Raw genomic sequence first — 21,764 nt, 5'->3', positions numbered from 1 at the left:
TCCGTCTTGTCTTTGGCGCTAGCGTGCGTAAATGGATCGCACGGTCTGCGCAATGCCCGCTGCATCGATCCGATAATGTTTTCGAATGCCTTTGCGCGTGCCGTAGTGCGCAAATTCGCCCTCGCTGATCCCAAGCATGGTGAGCGACTTCGACAGACGCCGGCGAGCCAGCAACACCGCCACCGTCGCGCCAATACCGCCGTGCAGCGAATGCTCTTCCACGGTCACCACCGCGTCGTGCCGTTCAATGATCGCCGCGAGCGAGTCGTGATCAAGCGGCCTGAGCGATGACAAATTGACGAGTGTCGGCTCGATCCCATCCTCGCTTTTGAGCGCCTCGCACGCATCGAGCGCTTCGCCGACGACCGAACCCAATGCAATGACCACGACGTCCTTCCCATCAATCAAAACGTCCGGCCGGCCAGCCTTGAACTGGTAATGCGCGTCATGAACGATCGGGAACTGCGCATTGTCGAGCCGGATATAGACCGGCCCGTCAATGGACGCTGCGTATTCGATTACCTGCCCCGTCTCCACGGCATCGCAGGGCGCGAAAATCTGCACGTTGCCAAAGCCGCTCATGACAGAGATATCGTCTATTGCGTGGTGCGTCGACGCCAGCGGCCCATAAGCCACGCCTGCGTTCAAGCCGAGCATCTTGACGTTGGTCGCGCTATAGCAGATATCGTTTTTGACCTGCTCGTTCGCGCGCCCCACGAGAAACGGCGCGGCGTTAGCCGTGAAAACCGTATGACCGCCCAGCGCCAGTCCCGCCGCCATGCCGACCATGTTCTGCTCCGCGATCCCCACATTCACCACGCGATCCGGATATGACTTCATGAACGCCCCGATCTTCGAAGTCGAAGTCGAGTCGGCCACCATTACGATGATGTCCTGCCCCGCGTCCGTCAGGCGACCGATCGCACCTACCGCGCCGTCGCGCAGATCACCGTACTCACGCATCTTCGAGCTCCCGCAACGCCTGCTTCAATTGATCTTCATCCGGAAACTTGTGATGCCAGGCCGGAACGTTTTCCATGAACGACACGCCGCGTCCTTTGATCGTGTTCGCGATGATTGCCTTTGGCTTTCCATTTTTCGTATCAAGACTTTCTATTAGTTTCCAAATTTGATCGGCTTCGTTGCCGTTGACATCGTGCACTTCAAAACCGAAAGCCTTGAACTTATCGTCCAGCGGTTCGAGATCCATGATGTTGTGCGTAAAGTCGGCAAGCTGAAGGCGGTTCCGGTCAACGATCACCACAAGGTTCGACAACTCGAAATGCGCGGCCGACATGGCCGCTTCCCAATTGGAACCTTCCTCGAGTTCTCCGTCGCCAGTCAGCACGAAAACACGCCCGGTCGTGTTCCCGCTCCCAGCGGCATGACGCTGCTTCGCCATCGCAAGCCCGGCGGCGATAGGCAGTCCGTGACCAAGCCCACCCGTGTTGACCGTGACCCAGTTCGGCAGCTTCTGACGCACAGGGTGGCCTGGAAGACGAGAATCGTCTTTGAGGTAGGTGAGCAACTCGCGGTCTTCGAGCCAGCCAAGTTCCGCGAAACACGCATACAATCCGCCAACGCCATGACCTTTGCTGAGGATGAACTGATCGAGCCATTCAACCGATTGATCTGCTTTTACTTCGTAACGCATCACGTGGAAATAGAGCGCCGCAAGGATGTCCGCCTCGGACATGTCGCCACCCGTGTGGCCACTCTTTGCGGCGGAGTTCATGACGCAAATCTTCTTGCGAATTTCCTGCGCTCTCCTGTGCAGCGTCTGCCCGGTCTGCTTGTACGGGTTTTCCATTTCCTACTCCTTGACCTTCTTTTTCACTTGGCTTTTAGTTTCTTTTACTTTCTATCGAAAGTCAAACAAAAAGACTTAGACGCGGGAAAACACCAACTCCGGCATTTCCTTTAAAGGGATGAGGCACAATATGGAGTCGACGCGGCACGCGTCTAGCCAAGGCTTTGCAGGGAAAGCGGAATGGATCAGAGGACCAGAACAGAAAAGATCTTTGAAATGGTGCAGGCCATGAAGCTCGTGAAACTTTCCGAGCTTTCCACCGAATTCGGTGTGTCCATGCCGACCATTCGCAAGGACGTCGATGAACTGCAGAAAGGCGGACGGGTGGAACGCGTCCACGGGAATGTGCGGCTCGCAATGCGTCAGCCCAAGGCGCAACTGGAGGCTTACGACGCAGGCATTCTTCCCACCAGCGAAGAGAAGGCGCGCATCGGACGCAAGGCGGCAGGCTTCATAACGAACGGGGACTCGGTCATCCTCGATTGCGGCGCAACCACGACTGAACTGGCACGGGCGTTATCGGAGCGGCAGAATCTGCGCATCGTCACCAACGCGCTGAACATCGCCATAGTCCTCGGAAGCGAGCCGACAAACCGCGTGATGCTGACGGGCGGGATTTTCAAGGCGGAGACCATCGCGGTATCGGGCGAAAAAGCATCGGCGTTCTTCGAAGGAATGTTCGTCGATAAACTTTTTCTCGCAGCCGGCGGGGTGTCGATGGAAGCGGGGATTTCGTATCCGGACTTCATCGATCTGCATGTGAAGCACGCCATGATTGGTGCGGCGCGTTCGGTCTATCTGCTCGCGGACTCGAAGAAATTCGGCAAGCGCGAATTTGCGACGTTCGGGGCAATGGACAAGATCGATTACCTCATCACGGATACCGGACTCGACAAGCAGCATGCCGAATGGATCACCGGCAATGGCATCGAGATCATTTACGCCTGACCAGTCTTGTCTCCGTCTCGTCTTCGTCTTGTCTGGTCAGCGACCAGCCGGAATCTCCGATCAACTCGGCTGGTCCGTCAGATATCCGTTTAATCGCCCAGCGGATCCAGCGCACGAACATGATGTCTCCGCCGTGGCGAAAGCGTTACAGGTCGAGCACGAGCTCCCCGCTCGTCGCCCTCGATACACACGCGGTCAGGTATTCGCGCTTTTCGTCGTCGCCGAGAATGCAGTCGTTGTGCGCGACCTCACCCGACAGATACCGCACCTTGCACGTGCCGCACAGGCCCGCACGGCAGGATGTTTCTATCGGCACGCCGGCTTCATCCAGCGCGTCCGCAATGCTTTGGTCCGCGGTCACCGGGATCATCTGCCCGGTGCTCGCAATCTTCACGATGAACTCGCCCACCGCGCCCGCGACCTCCTGACTCAAGTCGCGTTCCGGCGCCTTGAAATGCTCGAAGTGGACGGTGCCTGATGGCCAGTGTTGCGCCGCGGCCGCGCACGCCTTCATGAAACCCGCCGGGCCGCAGTAGTAAACGTGGGTGTCGTCGGCGGGTTCGCGCAGCAGTTCGCCAATGTTCAGCCCCGCCGATGGATCGCCGTTGTCGAAATGAAAATGCAGGCGCCCGGCCGACTCGATGCCTGCCAGTTCGTCGGTGAATGCCGTGCAGCGCGCGTCCCTCGCGCAATAGTGCATCTCGTACTCGATGCCCGCTTCCTCCAGCCGGTGCGCCATCGCCTTCAACGGTGTCACGCCGATACCACCCGCCAGCAACACGACCTTCTTTGCATCGGCGGCGAGTTCGAAGTTGTTACGCGGCGCGCTGACCTTCACGCGATCCTGTACGCGTAACGTATCGTGTACGGTTTTCGATCCACCGCGCCCCGCTTCATCGCGTAACACGGCGATCACGTAGCGATGCCGCTCACTCGGCGCATTGCTGAGCGAATATTGCCGGATGGTACCGCCCTTCAGATGGATATCGATATGCGCGCCGGCCGTAAACGGCGGCAACATCTCGCCCTCCGGATCGACAAGCTCGTACGAGTTGATGCCTTTTCCTTCGAAGCGGATCTGTCGCACCATCAAATCAAGCGTGCGTCCGTCCCCTGTATTGTCTGGACTTGCCATGGACTTCCCTGTTGGTTCTTTCAAGCGGCGGCGCGTCCGGCATGACCGGCACGCGCCGCCGTCAACCTTCACGCCTTCATCGATGCCTCAAGCGATTCGAATTTCTCGCGCACGAACTGCGCGCGCTCCTCGCCCTTGAACTCGTCGCTTTCCGTCAGGATCGCGACCAGTTTTTTCGTCAGCGCCCGACGATTGGCAACTTCCTGTTCGACGCTTTCCGCTTCTGGCAGATCGAACACGTTGCCCGAGCAATAGCTGTTGGGCGAGCCTGCGTTTGCCCTGAACCATTCCGCGAAATTTTCCGCCGACGCCGCCGGGTTCGTCCCGCGAACCGCATCGCGCAGCATCTTGCGAAAGAGGAAAAGACCGGCATCGAATTTCGTCGGATTCTCGAGCGAATGCACGGCGATCGGGCGTTGGCTGATGATGGCTTCGTAATCGCCGGGCGCGTACTGCGCGTCCTTGTAGTTCTCACGTTCGCGATGATTCGTCGGAATCGGCGGCAGTTCTTCGAGCTTGTATTTGCCGAAGCGCTCAGGCCGGCGCATCGCGACCTGGCCCTCGAGGAAGTCGATCGACTCGTAGCCGACGAGCGATTTATCGCCGATACCGCGTGTATCGATTCCCGGACCCATTACGCGCCAGCCGATCATCTTCGAGTTTTCATCATCGACGGGAACGGTCCAGCGAATGATGTGAAAGCGGCTGAAAAGCTTCTTCTTCGCGCCGTCTTCCGATGTGTACGCATGCAGGCTCAAGTTCGGCAAGACCTGATGCTGGACGCGCACGAACATGCGATCGCGGTCCACACGGCGAGCGCCTGCGCATGCGAGGCTGCGGCCCTGCTGGACCGGCACGAAATGCATGTCGGGCGCCACTTCCATGGACTTGGCGCCGACTTCGTCGAAGGTCGTGCCTTGGTACTTGCCGTTGACCACGTTCTTGCCGGCGTGCAGCGCGGTCGGGTGATAGTTGTCGGCGGCGTTGTCCTGAACCTGCAACCAGTTGCAATGCTGGAAGTTGCTGTAGGGCACGAGTTCATCGGTCGGCGCAACGGTGAAATCGCCTTCCCATTCAGGGAACGGCGGTTCCTTGTCGGGCGGTCCCATGTAGGCGAACACGAGGCCGTGACGTTCGACGGCCTTGTACGCGCCTTGCTGGATCGAACAAGCGTATTTCTCCGCCTCCTTTTCTTCGCCATTCGGGAACGGCACGTGAAGGCAGGTGCCGTCCACGTCGAAGACCATGCCGTGATAACAGCACTTGATGCCGTGCTCCTGGATCGCGCCATATTCAAGCGATGCACCGCGATGCACGCAATGCGCATGCAACACGCCGACAGCGCCGCTTCCATCGCGAAACGCAACCAGTTCCTCGCCGAGGATCTTCAGGAAGCGCGGGGTATCGGTGAGCTCGACTGCCATGCATACCGGATGCCAGAACGCGCGCATGTATTCCCCCATCGGCGTTCCGGGGCCGGTTTCGGTGAGCTCGGGATCGTGGCCCGGTACCTTGTTCGAGTAGTAGCCACCGAAGGGCACCAGCTTCTTCTGTACCACGCCGCCGCCGCTGCTTTTCTGCCCTTCTGCCTTTTCCGACTTGATGTTCATGTGTGCCTCTGCTGAGTGTATCGATAAGGGGAACTGCGATTTATCGTTCTTTTAAATTGGCTTCTGAACTCCGAACTCTGTATACAAAGATTAGTTTCGCAATGCTGCCGTGTCTCTACAGGTAAACACTTGGGTGCGAGATTGCCGCCCGGTTTCCCTTTTCGTTTGCAGCCGCCGCACACTGGCTGTACGCTCTTGAACTCTGTATCCAGAAAACTTCGAGAGCAATCATGGCCGCCAAACTTCTGAAACTTCAGGCTCGCACCGACTATGTCGATGAGGTCTACAAAGTGCTGCTCGACGCCATCAGCGAAGGTTCCCTCGCGCCCGGCGCACGCATCACGCAGGAAGAGATTGCGGAGCAGCTCGCGGTATCGCGTTCACCCGTACTGCAGGCGCTGCGTCTGCTGAAAAAGGATGGCCTCGTGCAGGACGCGCCCGGTCGCGGTTTACTCGTCGCGCCGCTCGATGCCACTTGGATCGGGCATCTCTACGAAATTCGCGGCGCGCTCGATTCGCTGGCAGCGAGCCTTGCCGCGGCCAGAGGCGCAACGCTCGACAAGACGCTGATATCGAAGGGCCGGCGTGCATCGAAAGGTGACGATGTCAAAGCGATGATCGATGCTGACTGGGCCTTCCATTCCGCCATCTATCGTGCATCGGGCAATCCGCTGATCGAGCAAACCGCGCACCTGCACTGGGTGCATTTGCGCCGCGTGATGGGCGCGGTGCTGCAGTCGTCGGCGCAACGCAAGTCCATCTGGGACGAACACGCGGCGATCTTCGATGCCATCACCGCCGGCGACGCGGCCGCTGCCGTTGAACTGACCAACCTGCACACGCACCGCGCCCGGGAAAACCTCGTTAAACGCCTGGGCGAAGTGCTGGCCGACGACACCAGCAACGCCTCGGCTCATGTACGCGTTTGAGGACTGGCATCGAGCACCGGGCGAGTGCTTGACGGCGCTTCCCGTCGGCGAATATTCACGAGTTTCGCCGGCACCGTGAACACCAGTGCGCTGCCGATCACCAGACTCACCGCGAGCCCGAGCACCCCGTTGCCGGTCGATCCCGTCGCCGTCTGGATCAGCCCGATCACGTAGGGACTGACGACGCCTGAAATGCTGCCCACCGAATTTGCGACGGCGAGTCCCGCAGCCGCCGCTGCACCGCCGAGGATGGCCGGCGGCAAGACCCAGAATTGCGAGATCGTGGTCATGACACCCATGGTGCCGATGGTCAGCGCGACCATCGCGATTGGCGTTGAATGCGCGTAGGACACGCTGAAATACAAACCCGCCGCACCGATGATCCCAGGCAACGCAAGATGCCAGCGCCGCTCGCCGCGCAGATCGGATGAATGGCTGACGAGCACCATCGCGACCGCCGCCGCTGCATAAGGAATCGCGCTCAGCAAACCGATGTCGAGCGTGTCCTGCACGCCGCTCGCCTTGATCAAAGTGGGCAGCCAGAAGCTAACGCCGTAGAGGCCCATCGTGAAGAAGAAATAGATCAGGCTCAACAGCAGGATCTTCGGATGCATCAGGCCGTCCTTGACCGAATGCAGCAGATCCGGCGAACGTTCTTCGTCGAGCGCGCGCTGCAGGAAAGCGCGTTGCGGCGCGCTGAGCCAGCGGGCGTCGCTGACTTTATCGTTGAGATAAAAGAGCGCGATAAGACCAAGCATGGCCGTGGGGATGCCTTCGAGCACGAACAGCCATTGCCATCCTGCCAGGCCATGGATGCCGCCCATGTGACTCATGATCCAGCCTGAGAGCGGACCACCGACGACGCCGGACATTGGAATGCCGGTCATGAAAAGCGCGGTCACCTTGCTGCGCCGCGATGCCGGAAACCAGTAGGTCAGGTAGAACAGGATGGCCGGGATAAACCCCGCTTCGGCAACGCCTAGCAAAAAGCGCATGATGTAGAAGCTCATGGGCGTGGTCACGAACATCATGCCCGCCGAAATGATGCCCCACGTGATCATGATCCGCGCTATCCATCGCCGTGCGCCGACGCGCAGCAGCAGCAGGTTGCTCGGCACCTCGAACAGAAGATAACCCACGAAGAACACGCCCGCGCCGGCGCCGTAGACGGCATCGCTGAAATTCAAGTCCTTGAGCATCTGCAGTTTCGCAAACGCCACGTTGATCCGATCGAGATACGCGCAGAGATAACAAAGAAACAGGAATGGCAGTAGTCGCCACGTGATCTTCGCAAACGTGGCGGCTTCGTCGCGTTTGCTGAGTGCAGCCGGACTGGCGGGATTCATGCGTGTCTCCTGGGGACGGATTGGGGCGGGACGCCGGCCGTTCTGAGTGACCGTGTCGTCCTGCGCTTTTTTGTGCTGATGCGTTGAAGCGGTTCAGTCGAACATGTCCGGCTGCGTAGCCACAAGGTCGTTCCAGATGGTCTGAAAGTGCAGCCAGCCAATGTACTCGCTGCCCACGTGTTCGCGGCTATAGCGCGCCCGGTCCGGCGTGACGAGCTTCGGCGTGATGCCGGTTGCATCGATAAGAAGCTGTTGCTGGCAGCAACGTTCCAGCGCGATGAACCAGAACGCCGCCGACTCGATGCTGTGCCGGCTCGCCGTCAGCAAGCCATGGTTCTGATGGATCGCCGCCTTCACGCCCTTGAACGCATTCGCCACCTTGTGACCGGCCTTCTTTTCGACCGCGACTTGTCCGGCTTCATCGCCGATCACGACGTGGTCTTCGAAGAACGCAGCCGCGTCCTGCGTGATCGGTTCTAGCTTTTTGCCGAGCGCAGCGTAGGCCGTGCCATAAACCGTGTGCGCATGGCACATGGCCACGATGTCCTGATGCATCTCATGCACCGCCGCGTGCAGCACGAAACCAGCACGGTTGATCGCGTGATTGCCCTCAACCACGCGGCCTTCGTGATCCGCGCAAATCAGGTTCGACATCTTCACTTGCGAGAAATGGATGGCCATCGGATTGGTCCAGTACAAGCCTGGATTTTCCGGATCGCGCACCGTCAGATGCCCGGCGAATCCGTAATCGAAGCCTTGCAGCGCGAACGCCCTGCACGCGCCGACAAGACGCTCCTTCAGATGCTGCCGATGCGCCGCCGGGTCCGAAAACACGGGCAAGTCCGGGAAGATCAGACCCTCTTGCTCCGGCTGATAGATCGATACCTTGCCGTCCTTCACGATCTTTTCCGCGACTTCCGAACCCGCTTCCATGACTGCCGCCATTTGCTTATCTCCTGTTGAATCGTTGAGTTGCTTTGCAGGGTTGTACTGTCGGCTTTGCAGCGCCTGTTGACAAACGATGACTGTTCATACAAAGATGAACTCCATTCATGTATCGATGAAAACCATTAGAAAACAGGAGACTGCAGCACATGCGGCGCATCCCGAACTTCGTGCTATTGCGCGCTTTTGAAGCGGCGGCGCGGCTTGAAAGTTTCACGCTTGCGGCTGAAGAATTGCATTTGACGCAGTCGGCCATCAGTCATCAGGTGAAGGAACTCGAGGCTTATTTCGGCGTGCCGCTGTTTCATCGGCGTAATCGCCGGGTCGAGACAACGGCGGAAGGAAGACGTCTCTTCGACAGTCTCGGCCGGGTGTTCGATGTCATCGAAAACGCCTGCAGCGAAGTCACGCTCGCACCGCAGGCGCAAGTGCTCGCCGTGCATTGCGCGCCGAGTCTTGCTGTAAAGTGGCTGGGTCCGCGCCTGCCCAAGTTCATGCAGGCGCATACGGACATTACGATCAGGCTGTCATCGGGCGCGGAGCCGGTGGACCTCACGCGTTTGCATGAAGTCGATGTCGCGATCTCCTACGGCGCGGCTATCGAGCGCCCGGGTCTGCAGGTCGATGCACTCGGTGCCGAACGAATCGTTCCGATGTGTTCGCCGGCCATGTTGCGCGACGACGTTTCGCTCGAAGAGCAGGTCAAGGGCTTCACGCTGATCGATTCGCAACTGAGCCGCGTCACGTGGCGCGACTGGTTCGTGCTCAATGGGATCGAGTTTCCCAACAAGCCGCGGCCCTCATTTGACCGCGGCGCATTGGCGATCTCGGCTGCGGTCGATGGCATGGGCATCGCGCTTGAGACCACGCGCCTCGCAGAGCGTGAATTCGCGCGGGGCGAACTGGTCGAATTCGGCGCCGGGCATTTCAAGCCGTTCATGCGCGAGACGCATTTTGTATCGTTCAGGACGAGCGACAGGAACGCCGAGAAGGTCAGGACGTTCCGGGCGTGGCTCGCGGAGATAGCGGGCATGGGTGGGCAGTGGTGATGCCCCTTCGCTCAAACGTGCTTGTAATAGAAAGTCGTGCCACAAAACGCGCCATCCGGCATCAGCGCATACTTGGGCACCACGCCAACGCGTTGCCAGCCAGCGCGCTCGTAAAGCCGCTCGGCATCGCCGCCGGTGACCGTGTCTAGTACGAGCACCGACTTGCCTTCATCACGCGCGGTTTGCTCGGCGGCTGTCATCAACTGGTGCGCAATGCCTTTTCGGCGTCCCCTGCGATGCACCAGCATCTTCGCAACATCGGCACGATGCGGCTGGTTCTCAGGCTGAGCCAGAATCAATTGCACGGTGCCGAGAACGCGCTCCTCGCGGTCTTCTGCGACAAGCAGCGCACGCTCGCCGCGCACCACACCTTCGCCGACGCCGCGCCAAAACGCGAGCGCTTTCTCGCGCGACAGCGGCAGCATGAAACTCACCGAGGCGCCACCTTCCACGCAATCGATCAGCACGTCGGTCAATGCTTCAACGTAGGACATGACTTCATTGGCGCCAATGCGTCGTACGCTTACCTCGTCGGACATGCGGTTCTCCGGATATTGACCAAGGCGGAATATTGCCAGCACCAAAAATTCATTGGTGCTGTTTTCATTGGATACGCTTGACGCAGCCACTGCTGTGCGCTCAATTGCGGCAAAATGATACCGTGGCGAGCGCGGCTCGAACCATGGACGGCGCTTGAATCACATCACATACGATAGGAGACAGCACGTGCAATCAGGCAGACTGGCTTGGAGGGTTCTCAGCGGGGCGGTATTTGCGGGGATCGCAATTTCGTCGGCATCACCGGCGTCGGCGCAAGTGGCAACCGGCGATACATCCGCGCAAAAAATCGCGTTATCGAACAACTATGCGGGCAACAGCTGGCGGCAGATGATGCTGAAGAGCTGGTCCAACGTCGCGGATGCAGCGGTCAAGCAGAAGGTCGTCGCGGCCGCCCCCACCTTCACCACCGCCGAAAGTCAGGCGACCGAACAAGTCCAGCAGATCCAGAACCTGATCCTACAGGGCTTCAAGGCCATCGCGGTCGACGCGGTTTCACCCACCGCGCTCAACGGTGTGATCAAGCAGGCGTGCGCGGCGGGCGTGACGGTCGTGTCATTCGATGGCATCGCAACCGAGCCGTGTGCTTACCGGATCGCCGTGGACTTCCAGGGCATGGGCAAGATGCAGGTGGACTATCTGGCCAAGCGCCTCAACGGCAAGGGCAACCTGCTCGAAATTCGCGGGCTCGCCGGCGTCTCGGTCGATGACGAGATTCATCGCGGCATGGTGGACGAGCTGAAGAAATATCCGAACCTGAAAGTGGTCGGCTCGGTGCATGGCGACTGGACGCAAACCGTCGCGCAGAAACAGGTGGCGGGCATCCTGCCAACGCTGCCGCAAATCGATGGCGTGCTCACCCAAGGTGGCGATGGTTTCGGCACGGCGCAGGCGCTGAAGGCCGCGGGCAGGCCAACGCCGATCATCATCCTCGGCAACCGTCAGGAGGAACTTGCATGGTGGGCCGATCAGAAGAAGAGCGGTTACGAGACCATGTCGGTGACCATTCCGCCGGGTGCATCGACGTTTGCGTTCTGGGTGACGCAGCAGTTGCTGGCCGGCAAGAAGATGCCGCATGACATCCGCATGCCGGTGCTCGAAGTGAAGCCCGGAGAGCTCGAAGCCGTGCTGGCGAAAACGCCGCCCGGGTCGCTCGCAAACAAGGAATACACGCGCGAAGAAGTGGTCGCGGTCGTGGACGGGAAGTAGTGAATTGGCAGCGCCGGTTTGAAAGGCCGGCGCTGCCTGATAGCCATTGTTCAGCGTGCAGCGCCCCGAACGCCGACATGCAGCGCATACACGGAGGAAGTCGCCGTAATGAACAAGCGGTTTTTGTGCAAACCACCGAACGTGAGATTGGCCACCACCTCGGGAATCAGGATCTTGCCAAGCAACACGCCATCCGGCGCATAACAATGCACGCCGTCGTCCGCGCTGGTCCAGACGTTGCCATGTTCGTCCGTTCTCAGTCCATCGGGCACACCGGTTTCCATCGATATGAAGACGCGTCCGTTGCGCAATGCGCTGTCGCTCGCGACATCGAAGACACGGATATGGCGCGGGCCGTTCTCATCGTGCGACGCGCCCGAGTCGGCAATGTACAGACGCGATTCATCCGGCGAAAACGCCAGCCCGTTGGGCTTGACGAAGTCATCGGTGACCAGTCGAACATGGCCGTCGTCCGGGGAGATGCAATACACGTTGCATCGGCCGATATCGCTCGGCGCGCGGAAGCCTTCGTAGTCGCTCATGATCCCGTAGTCGGGATCGGTGAACCAGATCGCGCCGCGCGAATCCACGACAACGTCGTTCGGCGAATTGAGGCGCTTGCCTTCGAAATGCGATGCAAGCACGACCACGCTGCCGTCATGTTCCGTGCGGCTGACCCGACGGCCGCCGTGTTCGCACGTGACGAGCCGCCCTTCCCGGTCGCGCGTATTGCCGTTGCTGTAATTCGAGTTGGATCGATAGACGCCCACGCCCATGCCCGGCGCCCATCGCATCATGCGGTTGTTCGGGATGTCGCTCCAGATCAGTAAATCGCTTGCCGGAAAATACACGGGACCTTCGGCCCATAAGCACTCGCTGGTCAGCTTTTGCAGCGGTGCGTTGAGCTGGACCAGCGTGCGAAAGCGCGGGTCGTGTACTTCAAGCTCATCGGATTTCATCTGCTTGTCCTTGTTTAAATTTTCTCTTAGCGCAATGCCTTGCCGCCAGCCGCTACCGTGACGACGATGATCAGCACTCCGTACACGATCGACCGGACACCGGCATCGGCGCCGACCGCGTTGAGTACGGCATTTGTGAGGAACAGGAACATCGACGCGCCCCACACGCCGGTAATGGTCGGCTTCCCACCTGTCACGAGCGTGCCGCCGATCACGACCACCGCAATCGATATCAGCATGTACTCCACGCCCATGTCGAGCGACGCGCCGCCGGACACCGCCGCGAGCAGCAACGCCGTGAACGCCGCGATCACCGATGACAGCACATACGCAATGCATCGGGTCCAGTGCACATCTACACCGGCAAGCCAGGCCGCGCGCGAATTTTGTCCGATGGCGGACAAGCGCCGTCCATAGATGGAACGATGCAGCAGTACGCCGAGCAACAGCGACAACACCAGCGCCGCCAGCGCAATGTACGGAATATGCAGAAAGCGTCCCGTCGCAAACGCGCCGAGCGCGGGAGGCGGCGGCGGAAGCTGACGGCCCTGTGTGATCGCGAGCGACTGGATGATGAAGCTCGACGACAACGTCGCGATGATCGGCGGAATCCGTAGCAGCCGGATCAGCGCATAGTTCGCCAGCCCGACCGCGATACCCACGCCGACCACGGCCGCCAGACCGAGCGCGATCTGGCCGTTCGATCCGTTCATCACGTGCATGCTGATCACGCCCGCGAGCGCGATCGTGGACGGCACCGACAAGTCGATGTTGCCCACGCCCGATGTAATGACCAGCATCTGCCCGAGGCCGACCAGCACCATGAACACGCCGTAGACCAGCGCCGTCTGCGCGACGTTGCTTGCAATCGAGAAGCCGAAGATCGTGACGATGGCGAACCAGACCAGGACCGCGCCCACGAACGACCACGCCCACGGCGCCTGAATGCTTTTGAGCTTTGCCAGAAGGCCGGCATTTGCCGCTGAAGCCGACTGCGTTTCGCTAGGTGTTTGCAGGCTCATTGACGGTCTCCGCGTTGCAACAGCACGCGCAGTGACAGCACGACGATCAGGATCGCGCCTTGCATGCCGACCTGCCAGTCCGACGAGATGTTCAGGAACGCGAGGAACGAGGCCGCAAGTGTCAGCGTGATCGCGCCCAGCACGGCGCCGACCACCGAGACACGTCCGCCAACGAACTCCCCGCCGCCGAGGATCACGGCCGCGATCGACAACAAGGTGTATCGCAGGGCGAGATTGGCGTCGGCCGATGTGGTCAGGCCCAGCAACGACAAACCCGACATCACGCCGAACAGCCCTGCAATGCCGTAAAGCGTCGCCTTGCTGCGCACGAGCGACCAGCCAAAGCGCCGCATTGCGCGCGGATTGCCGCCTGCGCCACGAATGCGCACACCCGCCGACGAACGCATCAACAACAGATGTCCAATCAACGCAATCAACGCCGACCAGACGATGGGCGCCGCAATCCACGGCGTCTGATAATTCATCGCTGTGCCAAGCCATTCAGGGCTTGTGCCGCCCGGCGACGGCAGCAACACGATCGCAAGTCCGCTCCACACGAACGCCAGTCCGAGCGTAACGACAATCGATGGAATCTGCCTCAATTCGATCAACGCGCCGACGGCCGCATAGGCCAGCACGCAGCCTGCCAGCGCCAGCGCGCCGAGCCAGGGCTGCTTGACCAGCAGCGTCGCGCCGATGCACGCCACTAGGCTGACGAACGGGCCTATCGATAAATCCAGGTCGTTGACCGTGATGATCGCGAGTTGCGCGAGCGTCGCAAGGACGATCGGCACTGCGAGATTGAGCAACAGGCTCGAGCCAAAGTAACTCAGCGTGGCCGGCTGCAGGAACAGGATAGGCACGAGCACGGCGACGAGCGATATGGCCGGCAGCATCGCGCGCAATCGCGCCTGGGTAATCGCAAACGTCATGCGGCTTGCTCCTCGAAACTCGCGGCCAAGAGCGCTTCTTCCGTGCATTCGTCGGCGTGAAGCACGCGCGTGACGGATGCCGAACGAAACACATAGGTCCGGTCGCAATGCGACAGTTCTTCATTCTCGGTCGTGTACCAGATGAAGGTACGGCCCTTGGCGGCTTCGTCACGTACGAGTTGATAGATATCGCGCTTCGTGCCGACATCGACACCGCGCGTGGGATCGTCCATCAGGACCAGATCGGCGTCCGACGCCAGCGCCCGTGCGAACAGCACCTTCTGCTGGTTGCCGCCGGAGAGCGAAAGAATGCCAGCGTTCATCGATGCACCCCGGATCCCGATCTTCGCGCGCCATGCTTCCACGACTGCTCGAGCCGCTGCGAAGTCAACGAGCCCGAAGCCCGGCCGGCGTTTCTCTGCGGGCGACCCGCCGCTCAGCCAGCGCAAATCGAGATTCTGCGCGATCGACCATACGGGAAATACGCCGTCGCGGCCGCGGTCGCCGGCAACGAACGCGACCTTCGCGCGCCCGGCTCCGCGGCCTGTTGCGGCCTCGTAAATGGCAAGCAGCGCTTCGGTCTGCCCTTGCCCTGCGAGCCCGGCAAAGCCGATCACCTCGCCGCGCGATGCCTCGATCTTGGTGCGCCGCCCTGCACCCAGCGTCCAGTGATACTGCGGCCCTGCCGCGCGTTCGACACGCTCACGCACGGCGCCCGTCGTCTTGTCGGCTTCGAGGTGCTGGCCCATCGCGGTGATGATGGCTTCGCGGCTGAGATTGTCGCGCCCGAGCACGCCCACGATACCGCCGTCGCGCATCACCATCACGCGGTCGGCCACCCGCTGTATCTCGCCGAGCATATGGGTGATCAGCAGGCAGGTGATGCCGCTCTCGGCCGCCTTGCGCACGAAGGCAAGCAACTGTTCGGCGGTGTGGGCATCGAGAGAAGACGTGGGTTCGTCGAGGATCACGAGACGCACAGGGGTGTCGGTGACCGTGAAAGCACGGGCAATCTCGACCATCTGCCGTTGCGTCAAGGTGAGATCAGACACGAGTTCGGTGCCGTTCAAACGGTTGCCGGGAAAGATCTCTTCGAGCTTTTTGCGCATGAGCGCGGTCACCTGCCGCCGCCATCCGCGTCCGCGCAATTGCGGATGCACGATGCACATGTTCTCCGCAATGCTCAGGTTCGCGCAGAGCGACAACTCCTGGAACACGCAACGCACGCCCGCGTGGCGCGCGGCATTGGCGTCGTAACGCGGCGACGGTGTGCCATCGACTTCGATCTCGCCTTGCGTTGGCTCGAACACGCCCGCAAGCACGGCCATCAGCGTGGATTTTCCTGCGCCGTTATGCCCCGCGATACCCACACATTCGCCCTGCAAGAAGCTGAAGTCGATGTCAGTCAGCGCACGCACGCGGCCAAACGTCTTGCTGATTCCCTGAAACCGGATCAGCGCTTGACCGCTTGTCTCTTTCATTTTTATTTCGCCCATTCACATGCTCCGCGTGTCTGGTTACGACGTGACGCGCCCGCCCGTGGCGAGCGCGTTCAGCTTACTTCTTGTCGAGCAGCGCGACGGTTTGCGGCAACGTGTATGTCACGTCGCTGATACCGCCTTGAGGCGTCGCCGAGAGCTTCGCCTGCAACTGCTCCTGCGAGATCTCCAGAAGCGGCACGTTGATGGTCACGTCCTTCGGGATCTTCTTGCCGGCGAGCACTTGCTGCGCGACCCAGAATGCAAACGAGACAGCGCCCGGCGGATTGGACAGCGAACGCGACTGGTAGCCATTCTTCGACTGTTCGTTCCACCAGTTGAGCTCTGCATACGTGCTGCCGATGATCATTGCGGGGACCGGACGGTTCGCAGCCTTGAAGGCCTGCGCAATGCCGAAGGACATCTCGCCCTCGGTCGCCACGCCATCGACTTGCGGCAACGTCGGCAGGATACCGGCCACTGCTTTTTGCGCCACCGACTGGGTCCAGTCGCCGTTCACAGAACCAACGAGCTTCAGTCCCGGATACTTCTTCAGACCGGCAAGTACGCCTTCGTGCATGAGGTTATCGACGGAAATACCCGCCACGCCGCGCACTTCGAGAATATTGCCTTTGCCGTTCAGACGCTTGGCGAGAAAGTCGACGCCCGCTTCGCCCCAGCCCTTGAAATCGAAGTTGACGCGGTAGGCACAGGGTTCATCGACAATGCCGTCGAAGGACACCACGACCACGCCGGCCGCGCACGCTTTCTTGATCGTGCCATTGAGCGCGGTGGGCGACACGGCGTCGATCACGATCGCGTTGTAGCCCTGAAGAATCAGGTTCTGGACCTGCTGCGCCTGCTCCGTGACCTGGTTTTCAGCAGTAGTGAAGGCCGGTGCGGCGGCGACTTTCTTGTCCTGAACAGCCGCCGTCGATACCGCGCCCCAGCTCTTGAGCATCGACTGACGCCAGGCGTTGCCCGCGAAGCTGTTGGACAGCGCAATCTTCTTCTGCGACGTGTCGCCGGTCGCCACCTGGGCGTGCGCCGCCGAGCCGAAGCATGACGCCACTGCCAGCGCAAGCGCGCCGAACCGCTGTTTTCCTGAACCGATCATCGATGTTGTCTCCTGTTATCACAGCGTTTTTGATTTTGATGCTGCGTGCGTTTGCGTGTGCATTCGCGTCTTCGCTACGCCACTTCCTTTGCCTTACGGATACCTTCCCAAAGTCCGTTCAGGTAAACCGCGCCAAGCGCGCGATCGTAAAGACCGTAACCGGGCTTGCCCGTCTCGCCCCAGATCATACGACCGTGGTCCGGGCGGATGTAACCGGTGTAACCGGCATCACTATAAGCCTGCATGATCGCCGCCATGTCGAGCGAACCATCTGCCGAACGATGCGCCGTCTCGTGAAAGTCGCCCTTGTCGTTCACCTTGACATTGCGCATGTGCGCAAACGGAATGCGTCCGCGCGCGGCGAACTCGCGCACCATCGCGGCGACGTCGTTGGCGGTATCGGCGCCGAGCGAGCCTGAACATAACGTAAGCCCGTTCGCAGGACTATCGACGATAGCCAGCACGCGCTCCAGGTCCTCGCGATTCTTGACGATGCGCGGCAAACCGAAAATGGGCCGCGGCGGATCATCAGGATGAATCGCCATGCGAATCCCCGCCTCTTGCGCCACGGGAATGATGCGCTGCAAAAAGTACTCGAGGTTTTCCCACAGCCGGGCTTCGTCGCATGAGGCGTATTCGGCCAGCAGCGCGCGCAACTGGCCTGCGTCGTAGCTCGTGTCCCAGCCGGGCAACTGGATGCCATCGTCAGGATTGATGTTCGCGACCGTGTCGACATCGAATGCAAGCGTGGTCGAACCGTCGGGAAGGCGCTTTTCCAGCGTGGTGCGGGTCCAGTCGAACACAGGCATGAAGTTGTAGCAGACGACCTTGATGCCGGCCGCGCCGAGGTTGCGAAGCGTCTCGCCGTAGTTCGCGATCAACGCGTCGCGCGAAGGCTTGCCGAGCTTGATGTCCTCGTGCACCGGCACGCTTTCGATCACGTCCAGCGCCAGACCCGCCGCGTGAACGGTGTCCCGCAACTCGACAATTTTCTGCAGCGGCCAGACATCGCCGACGGGCACGTCGTAGATCGCCGAAACGATCCCGTACATGCCCGGGATCTGGCGAATGTAGGCGAGCGTGACCGGATCGTCCTGGCCAAACCACCGGAAGGTCATCTTCATGTCTGTACCTTGCTGGAATGCAACGTGAACGCTCGAAATGCTATGCTCGCGAACGGCGCGCTGGTCAGGTGGTCAGGCCACTCGACCGCCGAGGCAGTATAGCGACTCGCTTTTGGGCGCGCAATTAATTGATGGAGTGAAGTGATGGACCTGCCGAATCTCAAAGCAGAGCGCTTGTATCAGAAGATTTCGACGCTGCTTATCGGCCTGATCAAGGACGGCACGTTTGGCCAGGGAGTGGCCTTACCAGCCGAGCGCGAGCTGGCAAAACAACTGGGCGTTGGCCGGTCGTCGGTGCGTGAGGCGCTGATTGCACTGGAGATAGCGGGCTGGGTCGAGATCCGCACGGGCACGGGCGTGTTCGTCCGTCAGCCCGATGAAACCCGCGCACAAACCACGGCGGCCGAGGCTGCGGCCGACGCGGAGTTCAGCGCCGCCGACTTGCTGGCGGCGCGCGCGGTGATCGAAGGCGAGATTGCCGCGCTCGCGGCAAAGAACGGCACCGATGCGCAGCGTGAGGCGCTGGCACGCAACATCGGCATGCTGGAAGCGCAGTCGGTCAACAACGCGGCGTTCCTCGACGAAGACAAACGCTTTCATTTGCTCATCAGCGAGATGACCGGCAACGCGGTGCTGACTGAAGTAATGACTGTTCTCTGGAACAAGCGCTACAGCCCCATGTTCACGCACCTCGAAACCTTTTACGCCGACAAGCACATTCCCGCTGCAATGAACGCGGACCACCGGCGGATCGGCGAGGCGATTCTCAATCGTGATGCACGCGCCGCGAAGAATGCAATGCGCGCGCATCTTCGCCACGTGCATCACAAGCTGTTCGCGGATACGCCGGATGAAGACGCGTGTAAGGACGCCGGTTAAAAACGAGCTACATCGATGATCGCGTCAGCGAACGCTTTCGGCGCTTCCTGCGGCAGGTTATGCCCTATCCCGCCGCTAATATTCCGGTGCGCATACTTGCCCGTGAACCTCTTTGCGTATGCCGCCGGATCCGGATGCGCCGCGCCGTTGGCATCGCCTTCCATGGTAATGGTCGGAACGGAAATGAGCGGCGCCATCGCCAGACGCTTTTCGAGCTCGTCGTATTGCGCCTCACCTTTGACCAGCCCCAGACGCCAGCGGTAGTTGTGAATCACCACGGCAACGTGATCCGGGTTGTTGAACGACTCGGCGGAACGCTCGAAGGTGGCATCGTCGAAATTCCATTTTGGTGACGCCGTATGCCAGATCAGCTTGTTGAAGTCGTGGCGGTTCGCTTCGTAACCCGCATAACCACGGTCGGTCGCGAAATAAAACTGATACCACCACGTGAGCTCGGCCTTCGGCGGCAGCGGCGCTTTGTTCGCCTCCTGGCTGCCGATCAGATAGCCACTGACGGATACCATCGCCTTGCATCGTTCAGGCCACAGGGCCGCGATGATGTTCACTGTGCGCGCACCCCAGTCGAAGCCGCCAAAGATCGCCTGGTCGATTTTCAAGGCGTCCATCAACGCGATGATATCGACGGCTACCACCGCCTGCTGGCCATTGCGCGGCGTATCTGCCGACAGGAACCGCGTCGATCCATACCCGCGCAGATACGGCACGATCACCCGATAACCCGCCGATGCCAGCAACGGCGCGACTTCCTTAAAGCTGTAGATGTCGTAGGGCCAGCCGTGCAGCAGGATGACAACAGGTCCGTCCTGCGGACCCGCTTGCGCATAACCGATGTTCAGCGCGCCTGCGTTGACCTGGCGAATGGTATCGAATGAAGCAAGCTGCGTTGACGCCTTCGCACCCGACGCCGTGCTGCTGGATTGTGCGTGGACCAGTCCGCTCAGACCCAGATCCATCAAACCGATGCCGGCGATGGTCGTTCCTAGCAGACGGCGGCGTCGCGTATTGATCTGATCCGACATAGCTGATTCTCCTTAAAAGATGAGTCGTGATGAGCGCTTGGCAACAAGCGAAAACAGCGCGCCTTCGAGATTCACGGATTCGAATAAATCGGGCCGAGACCGATGACGTCTGTGCCCGTCGCGCGCGAACCGGATACCGACGTGCCGGAAGCCGACGGGCCATACGACGACGCCGTAATGCCGTGTTCGGCATTCACGCGGGCCTGCGCCGCTTCGATATTCTTCGGATATTGCGTGTGATCGCTCGACGGGTTGTAACCCGCCTGTTGCAGTTCGACGAGTTGCGCACGGACATCGGCGCGGGTCAGCGGCTGGTTCGATTGCGCGAACGACAACGCGGGGATGGCGACAACAGCAGCAACGATCATCGATTGAACGAGTTTCATGATTTCCACCTTGAGAGAATGTTTCCTTGACGCAAGCGTCCGCTTGCGTATCCAGTTCGGCGAAGCCAGGTCGTCTGGCTTGGAATCATTAGAACCGGTGGACGTATCTGGCTTGTGTCGTGAAAGGCGGCTTGTGAAACGCTGTGTAACTCCCGGCGCGCCAGATACATTGGGATACAAACCGATGGATTTACAATGCCCGGATGAACCACTTCACCCAACAAGACCGGCTCACTTCATGGTTCTGGAGCGACGACGTCATCCGCAGCCGCTGCGTAAGCGGCATCGTGCTGACAGGCACGGTCGACATACCCGCGCCTCCCTTACGCCTTCTTGCAGATTGGGACAGGGAGATATCGTCGCGCCTGGATCTGGAACCCGGCGACGTGGAAGAAATGCCCTTGGCGCGAGCCCGCGCACGCTGGCCGGATTACAAGCATTGCGTGCAGGCAGTCGCCGGCTGGAGCGGCACGCTCGGACTGCCCGGGCTGCTTGCTACAAGCGATGTGGCGCTCATGGTCTGCCGCGGCGCGCGATATCACCACGACGGCGAGCAATACGGCAGCGCGGTCTTCTGCAATCTTTTCGTGAGCGACGACAAGGGGCTGGATCTGCATTTCCCATCGATGGATCTGCGTATCCCCTTGACCCGCGGCACCGTCGTCATCTTCGATACCTGTCAGCCTCACGGCGTCATCCGGCGCCACGGCGACGGTTTCAGTCCCACCGACTTCCCCGCGGAGCAGGACTTTACGCAACTGTTCCTGACGTGGGAGCTTCCAGTTGAAGACGAACACGTCACCGAGGCGCTCGACATCGTCTTCGACACAGCGCCTTCGACTTCGCCGCAACCGGAGGAAGAACAAGTATGGCTGAACGGAGCACATGTCACGCTTTGCCCCGATTCCGGCCGATGGATCGAAGTCGACTAATCGCCCGGCAACCGGCAATTTGCTGCGTTCAACCAAATCGGTCAAGATTTCAAGATTTTCGGCCCTTGCAAAATCGTCAGCCTGCTTTCGTTTACTCTTCGCGAGGGCTACAGATCAACATCACGCAAGCCGTGACACTTCGATCATCCACGCCGATTCAGCGGGCACCGTGAATTACCGGCGCCTGCGCGCCACAGCCGCTTTCAACAGCAATGTTTGCAGCAAACCACCAGATCGTTCTCCAGGTTTCAAGCCCGGGGAAAGAGCACGTCTGCGTGTTTGAAAAGTCGAATAAGCCACGCGTCCCGGGTTGGGCCAGCGTGTTCCCGGCACTCTAATCGGAGACGTCATGGCGC

The 21,764-nt window shown here is 60.3% G+C and carries 21 protein-coding genes; 6 read left to right on the top strand and 15 right to left on the bottom strand.

What is annotated here, in order from left to right:
* Nucleotides 1-18 precede the first annotated feature (18 nt).
* Complete coding sequence (locus HB633_RS27620; protein ID WP_213781344.1) at nucleotides 19-963, bottom strand: transketolase C-terminal domain-containing protein; 945 nt, start codon at nucleotides 961-963, stop codon at nucleotides 19-21.
* Nucleotides 956-1,810 (bottom strand): transketolase, encoded by an 855-nt coding sequence (locus HB633_RS27615; protein ID WP_213781343.1) that lies wholly within the window; start codon nucleotides 1,808-1,810, stop codon nucleotides 956-958. Before HB633_RS27615 ends, HB633_RS27620 begins: the two co-directional genes overlap by 8 nt.
* Before the next feature lie 180 nt (nucleotides 1,811-1,990).
* Between HB633_RS27615 and HB633_RS27610 the strand changes: the two genes are divergently transcribed.
* The gene (locus tag HB633_RS27610; RefSeq protein ID WP_213781342.1) at nucleotides 1,991-2,758 is read left to right on the top strand and encodes a DeoR/GlpR family DNA-binding transcription regulator; all 768 of its coding nucleotides are present in this window, start codon (nucleotides 1,991-1,993) and stop codon (nucleotides 2,756-2,758) included.
* Between the two features lie 145 nt (nucleotides 2,759-2,903).
* Here the strand turns inward: HB633_RS27610 and HB633_RS27605 are convergent, their stop codons facing one another.
* Nucleotides 2,904-3,893, bottom strand: coding sequence for a PDR/VanB family oxidoreductase (locus HB633_RS27605; protein WP_213781341.1), 990 nt, complete (start codon nucleotides 3,891-3,893; stop codon nucleotides 2,904-2,906).
* A gap of 68 nt (nucleotides 3,894-3,961) precedes the next feature.
* A complete protein-coding gene (locus HB633_RS27600; RefSeq protein ID WP_213781340.1) occupies nucleotides 3,962-5,503 on the bottom strand; it encodes a Rieske 2Fe-2S domain-containing protein in 1,542 nt (513 codons plus the stop codon).
* Between the two features lie 230 nt (nucleotides 5,504-5,733).
* On the opposite strand from HB633_RS27600, the gene HB633_RS27595 reads away from it, so the two are divergent.
* Complete coding sequence (locus HB633_RS27595) at nucleotides 5,734-6,432, top strand: GntR family transcriptional regulator (protein ID WP_213781339.1); 699 nt, start codon at nucleotides 5,734-5,736, stop codon at nucleotides 6,430-6,432.
* Here the strand turns inward: HB633_RS27595 and HB633_RS27590 are convergent.
* Nucleotides 6,417-7,778, bottom strand: coding sequence for an MFS transporter (locus HB633_RS27590; protein ID WP_213781338.1), 1,362 nt, complete (start codon nucleotides 7,776-7,778; stop codon nucleotides 6,417-6,419). The genes HB633_RS27595 and HB633_RS27590 overlap by 16 nt on opposite strands.
* Before the next feature lie 93 nt (nucleotides 7,779-7,871).
* Complete coding sequence (locus tag HB633_RS27585) at nucleotides 7,872-8,723, bottom strand: class II aldolase/adducin family protein (RefSeq protein WP_213781337.1); 852 nt, start codon at nucleotides 8,721-8,723, stop codon at nucleotides 7,872-7,874.
* 149 nt (nucleotides 8,724-8,872) lie between these two features.
* Between HB633_RS27585 and HB633_RS27580 the strand changes: the two genes are divergently transcribed.
* Nucleotides 8,873-9,772 (top strand): LysR substrate-binding domain-containing protein, encoded by a 900-nt coding sequence (locus tag HB633_RS27580; protein WP_213781336.1) that lies wholly within the window; start codon nucleotides 8,873-8,875, stop codon nucleotides 9,770-9,772.
* A gap of 11 nt (nucleotides 9,773-9,783) precedes the next feature.
* Here HB633_RS27580 and HB633_RS27575 read toward each other — a convergent pair whose 3' ends face one another.
* Nucleotides 9,784-10,311 (bottom strand): GNAT family N-acetyltransferase, encoded by a 528-nt coding sequence (locus HB633_RS27575; protein ID WP_213781335.1) that lies wholly within the window; start codon nucleotides 10,309-10,311, stop codon nucleotides 9,784-9,786.
* Between the two features lie 241 nt (nucleotides 10,312-10,552).
* Between HB633_RS27575 and HB633_RS27570 the strand changes: the two genes are divergently transcribed.
* Nucleotides 10,553-11,539 carry a substrate-binding domain-containing protein gene (locus HB633_RS27570; protein WP_213781404.1) on the top strand — a complete coding sequence of 329 codons (987 nt, stop codon included), beginning with the start codon at nucleotides 10,553-10,555 and terminating at the stop codon, nucleotides 11,537-11,539.
* A 50-nt stretch (nucleotides 11,540-11,589) separates the two neighbouring features.
* Here the strand turns inward: HB633_RS27570 and HB633_RS27565 are convergent, their stop codons facing one another.
* From HB633_RS27565 to uxuA, 6 genes are all read right to left on the bottom strand, one after another.
* Complete coding sequence (locus HB633_RS27565; protein WP_213781334.1) at nucleotides 11,590-12,498, bottom strand: SMP-30/gluconolactonase/LRE family protein; 909 nt, start codon at nucleotides 12,496-12,498, stop codon at nucleotides 11,590-11,592.
* 26 nt (nucleotides 12,499-12,524) lie between these two features.
* Complete coding sequence (locus HB633_RS27560) at nucleotides 12,525-13,520, bottom strand: ABC transporter permease (protein WP_213781333.1); 996 nt, start codon at nucleotides 13,518-13,520, stop codon at nucleotides 12,525-12,527.
* Nucleotides 13,517-14,452 carry an ABC transporter permease gene (locus tag HB633_RS27555; RefSeq protein WP_213781332.1) on the bottom strand — a complete coding sequence of 312 codons (936 nt, stop codon included), beginning with the start codon at nucleotides 14,450-14,452 and terminating at the stop codon, nucleotides 13,517-13,519. The genes HB633_RS27560 and HB633_RS27555 overlap by 4 nt, the downstream gene beginning before the upstream one ends.
* Entirely contained in the window at nucleotides 14,449-15,948 is a 1,500-nt protein-coding gene (locus HB633_RS27550) for a sugar ABC transporter ATP-binding protein (RefSeq protein ID WP_255581208.1), read from the bottom strand. The genes HB633_RS27555 and HB633_RS27550 overlap by 4 nt, the downstream gene beginning before the upstream one ends.
* A 61-nt stretch (nucleotides 15,949-16,009) precedes the next feature.
* The gene (locus HB633_RS27545) at nucleotides 16,010-17,047 is read right to left on the bottom strand and encodes an ABC transporter substrate-binding protein (RefSeq protein WP_213781331.1); all 1,038 of its coding nucleotides are present in this window, start codon (nucleotides 17,045-17,047) and stop codon (nucleotides 16,010-16,012) included.
* 74 nt (nucleotides 17,048-17,121) lie between these two features.
* Nucleotides 17,122-18,171: a mannonate dehydratase gene (gene uxuA, locus HB633_RS27540; protein ID WP_213781330.1), complete on the bottom strand. Its 1,050-nt coding sequence runs from the start codon at nucleotides 18,169-18,171 to the stop codon at nucleotides 17,122-17,124.
* 144 nt (nucleotides 18,172-18,315) lie between these two features.
* Here uxuA and HB633_RS27535 point away from each other — a divergent pair, with 144 nt between their 5' ends.
* Complete coding sequence (locus HB633_RS27535) at nucleotides 18,316-19,050, top strand: FadR/GntR family transcriptional regulator (RefSeq protein WP_213781329.1); 735 nt, start codon at nucleotides 18,316-18,318, stop codon at nucleotides 19,048-19,050.
* Here the strand turns inward: HB633_RS27535 and HB633_RS27530 are convergent.
* Nucleotides 19,047-20,090 (bottom strand): alpha/beta hydrolase, encoded by a 1,044-nt coding sequence (locus HB633_RS27530; protein ID WP_213781328.1) that lies wholly within the window; start codon nucleotides 20,088-20,090, stop codon nucleotides 19,047-19,049. The two genes, HB633_RS27535 and HB633_RS27530, sit on opposite strands and share 4 nt — an antisense overlap.
* A 71-nt stretch (nucleotides 20,091-20,161) precedes the next feature.
* Nucleotides 20,162-20,476 (bottom strand): DUF4148 domain-containing protein, encoded by a 315-nt coding sequence (locus tag HB633_RS27525; RefSeq protein ID WP_213781327.1) that lies wholly within the window; start codon nucleotides 20,474-20,476, stop codon nucleotides 20,162-20,164.
* Nucleotides 20,477-20,679: 203 nt separating this feature from the next.
* Between HB633_RS27525 and HB633_RS27520 the strand changes: the two genes are divergently transcribed.
* The gene (locus tag HB633_RS27520) at nucleotides 20,680-21,408 is read left to right on the top strand and encodes a hypothetical protein (protein ID WP_213781326.1); all 729 of its coding nucleotides are present in this window, start codon (nucleotides 20,680-20,682) and stop codon (nucleotides 21,406-21,408) included.
* The last annotated feature ends 356 nt before the right edge of the window (nucleotides 21,409-21,764 follow it).

Source organism: Caballeronia sp. dw_276 (assembly GCF_018449635.1).
Taxonomy (GTDB): domain Bacteria; phylum Pseudomonadota; class Gammaproteobacteria; order Burkholderiales; family Burkholderiaceae; genus Caballeronia.
The sequence above is the reverse complement of the archived record's forward strand: the minus strand, read 5'-3'. Positions and strand labels throughout refer to the sequence as shown.

Coding starts and splice junctions, on each gene's coding strand:
- HB633_RS27620 (WP_213781344.1), bottom strand. CDS start 963: ATGCGTGAGTACGGTGATCTGCGCGACGGCGCGGTAGGTGCGATCGGT.
- HB633_RS27615 (WP_213781343.1), bottom strand. CDS start 1,810: ATGGAAAACCCGTACAAGCAGACCGGGCAGACGCTGCACAGGAGAGCG.
- HB633_RS27610 (WP_213781342.1), top strand. CDS start 1,991: ATGGATCAGAGGACCAGAACAGAAAAGATCTTTGAAATGGTGCAGGCC.
- HB633_RS27605 (WP_213781341.1), bottom strand. CDS start 3,893: ATGGCAAGTCCAGACAATACAGGGGACGGACGCACGCTTGATTTGATG.
- HB633_RS27600 (WP_213781340.1), bottom strand. CDS start 5,503: ATGAACATCAAGTCGGAAAAGGCAGAAGGGCAGAAAAGCAGCGGCGGC.
- HB633_RS27595 (WP_213781339.1), top strand. CDS start 5,734: ATGGCCGCCAAACTTCTGAAACTTCAGGCTCGCACCGACTATGTCGAT.
- HB633_RS27590 (WP_213781338.1), bottom strand. CDS start 7,778: ATGAATCCCGCCAGTCCGGCTGCACTCAGCAAACGCGACGAAGCCGCC.
- HB633_RS27585 (WP_213781337.1), bottom strand. CDS start 8,723: ATGGCGGCAGTCATGGAAGCGGGTTCGGAAGTCGCGGAAAAGATCGTG.
- HB633_RS27580 (WP_213781336.1), top strand. CDS start 8,873: ATGCGGCGCATCCCGAACTTCGTGCTATTGCGCGCTTTTGAAGCGGCG.
- HB633_RS27575 (WP_213781335.1), bottom strand. CDS start 10,311: ATGTCCGACGAGGTAAGCGTACGACGCATTGGCGCCAATGAAGTCATG.
- HB633_RS27565 (WP_213781334.1), bottom strand. CDS start 12,498: ATGAAATCCGATGAGCTTGAAGTACACGACCCGCGCTTTCGCACGCTG.
- HB633_RS27560 (WP_213781333.1), bottom strand. CDS start 13,520: ATGAGCCTGCAAACACCTAGCGAAACGCAGTCGGCTTCAGCGGCAAAT.
- HB633_RS27555 (WP_213781332.1), bottom strand. CDS start 14,452: ATGACGTTTGCGATTACCCAGGCGCGATTGCGCGCGATGCTGCCGGCC.
- HB633_RS27550 (WP_255581208.1), bottom strand. CDS start 15,948: ATGGGCGAAATAAAAATGAAAGAGACAAGCGGTCAAGCGCTGATCCGG.
- HB633_RS27545 (WP_213781331.1), bottom strand. CDS start 17,047: ATGATCGGTTCAGGAAAACAGCGGTTCGGCGCGCTTGCGCTGGCAGTG.
- uxuA (WP_213781330.1), bottom strand. CDS start 18,171: ATGAAGATGACCTTCCGGTGGTTTGGCCAGGACGATCCGGTCACGCTC.
- HB633_RS27535 (WP_213781329.1), top strand. CDS start 18,316: ATGGACCTGCCGAATCTCAAAGCAGAGCGCTTGTATCAGAAGATTTCG.
- HB633_RS27530 (WP_213781328.1), bottom strand. CDS start 20,090: ATGTCGGATCAGATCAATACGCGACGCCGCCGTCTGCTAGGAACGACC.
- HB633_RS27525 (WP_213781327.1), bottom strand. CDS start 20,476: ATGAAACTCGTTCAATCGATGATCGTTGCTGCTGTTGTCGCCATCCCC.
- HB633_RS27520 (WP_213781326.1), top strand. CDS start 20,680: ATGAACCACTTCACCCAACAAGACCGGCTCACTTCATGGTTCTGGAGC.